This window comes from Zoogloea sp. 1C4 (genome assembly GCF_009469605.1).
GTDB lineage: Bacteria > Pseudomonadota > Gammaproteobacteria > Burkholderiales > Rhodocyclaceae > Zoogloea > Zoogloea oryzae.
In genome coordinates this window covers 2,501-5,132 of record NZ_SSXU01000051.1, presented here as the reverse complement: position 1 = coordinate 5,132, position 2,632 = coordinate 2,501, and the positions used below count along the sequence as shown (strand labels likewise).

The window sequence follows — 2,632 nt, the reverse complement described above, 5'->3', positions numbered from 1 at the left end:
GAACGTCAAAGAGAAGAAGTGTGGTGTTGGGTGGTGCGATTGCGCACGTTTTTCGAGTTTGCCTTGTATTGCAAGGTTATAGGATCAAGCCTCACGGGCAATTAGTACTGGTTAGCTTAACGCATTACTGCGCTTCCACACCCAGCCTATCAACGTCGTGGTCTTCAACGACCCTTTAGGGGAATCAAGTTCCCAGGGATATCTCATCTTGAGGCGAGTTTCCCGCTTAGATGCTTTCAGCGGTTATCTCTTCCGAATTTAGCTACCCGGCGATGCGACTGGCGTCACAACCGGTACACCAGAGATTCGTCCACTCCGGTCCTCTCGTACTAGGAGCAGGCCCCCTCAAATATCCAGCGCCCACGGCAGATAGGGACCAAACTGTCTCACGACGTTTTAAACCCAGCTCACGTACCACTTTAAATGGCGAACAGCCATACCCTTGGGACCGGCTACAGCCCCAGGATGTGATGAGCCGACATCGAGGTGCCAAACTCCGCCGTCGATGTGAACTCTTGGGCGGAATCAGCCTGTTATCCCCAGAGTACCTTTTATCCGTTGAGCGATGGCCCTTCCATACAGAACCACCGGATCACTATGACCTGCTTTCGCACCTGCTCGACTTGTCGGTCTCGCAGTCAAGCCTTCTTTTGCCATTGCACTATCAGTACGATGTCCGACCGTACCTAGAAGACCTTCGTACTCCTCCGTTACCTTTTGGGAGGAGACCGCCCCAGTCAAACTGCCTACCATGCACGGTCCCCGATCTGGATTCACAGACCTAGGTTAGAACCTCAACGACACCAGGGTGGTATTTCAAGGACGGCTCCTCCGGAACTAGCGTCCCGGTCTCATCGCCTCCCACCTATCCTACACAAGTCCCGTCAAAGTCCAATGCAAAGCTACAGTAAAGGTTCATGGGGTCTTTCCGTCTAGCCGCGGGGAGATTGCATCTTCACAAACACTTCAACTTCGCTGAGTCTCAGGAGGAGACAGTGTGGCCATCGTTACGCCATTCGTGCAGGTCGGAACTTACCCGACAAGGAATTTCGCTACCTTAGGACCGTTATAGTTACGGCCGCCGTTTACCGGGGCTTCGATCAAGAGCTTGCACCCCATCACTTAACCTTCCGGCACCGGGCAGGCGTCACACCCTATACGTCCACTTTCGTGTTTGCAGAGTGCTGTGTTTTTAATAAACAGTCGCAGCCACCGATTCTCTGCGGCCCCGTCGCCCTTCGGATGTTCTCCTACAAGCTACAGGGGCATACCTTCTCCCGAAGTTACGGTATCAATTTGCCGAGTTCCTTCTCCTGAGTTCTCTCAAGCGCCTTAGTATCTTCTACCTGCCCACCTGTGTCGGTTTGCGGTACGGTCAATTCTAGACTGAAGCTTAGTGGCTTTTCCTGGAAGCAGGGTATCAATCACTTCGGTCTCAAAGAGACCTCGTCGTCACGCCTCAGCTAAGCCCCCCGGATTTGCCTAAGGGGCACGCCTACACGCTTAAACCACCTATTCCAACAGATGGCTGACCTAACCTTCTCCGTCCCCACATCGCATCTAGAATCGGTACAGGAATATTGACCTGTTTCCCATCGACTACGCATTTCTGCCTCGCCTTAGGGGCCGACTCACCCTGCGCCGATGAACGTTGCGCAGGAAACCTTGGGCTTTCGGCGAGGGTGCTTTTCACACCCTTTATCGCTACTCATGTCAGCATTCGCACTTCTGATATCTCCAGCATCCTTTACAAGACACCTTCACAGACTTACAGAACGCTCCCCTACCATGCATAAAATGCATCCGCAGCTTCGGTTCATGGCTTGAGCCCCGTTACATCTTCCGCGCAGGACGACTCGACTAGTGAGCTATTACGCTTTCTTTAAAGGGTGGCTGCTTCTAAGCCAACCTCCTAGCTGTCTATGCCTTCCCACCTCGTTTTCCACTTAGCCATGTATTTGGGACCTTAGCTGGCGGTCTGGGTTGTTTCCCTCTTGACGATGGACGTTAGCACCCACCGTCTGTCTCCCGTGTATCACTTTCCGGTATTCGGAGTTTGCTATCGCGGGGTAGATCGCAATGACCCCCCCAACGATTACAGTGCTCTACCCCCGGAAGTGTCCGCACGAGGCACTACCTAAATAGTTTTCGGGGAGAACCAGCTATTTCCAAGTTTGTTTAGCCTTTCACCCCTATCCACAGCTCATCCCCTAATTTTTCAACATTAGTGGGTTCGGACCTCCAGTGCGTGTTACCGCACCTTCATCCTGGCCATGGATAGATCACTTGGTTTCGGGTCTACGCCCAGCAACTAAATCGCCCTTATCAGACTCGCTTTCGCTACGCCTCCCCTATCCGGTTAAGCTTGCTACTGAACGTAAGTCGCTGACCCATTATACAAAAGGTACGCAGTCACCCCTTGCGAGGCTCCCACTGTTTGTATGCATGCGGTTTCAGGATCTATTTCACTCCCCTCCCGGGGTTCTTTTCGCCTTTCCCTCACGGTACTGGTTCACTATCGGTCGATCACGAGTATTTAGCCTTGGAGGATGGTCCCCCCATCTTCAGACAGGATTTCTCGTGTCCCGCCCTACTTGTCGCACGCTCAGACCCGCCGGCTACTTTTCGCATA

At 52.9% G+C, this 2,632-nt stretch carries 1 rRNA gene (only partly in view); it reads right to left on the bottom strand.

The window, feature by feature from the left end:
* Positions 1-80: 80 nt before the first annotated feature.
* Positions 81-2,632 (bottom strand): 23S ribosomal RNA (locus GH681_RS22425); it runs 330 nt beyond the window's last position.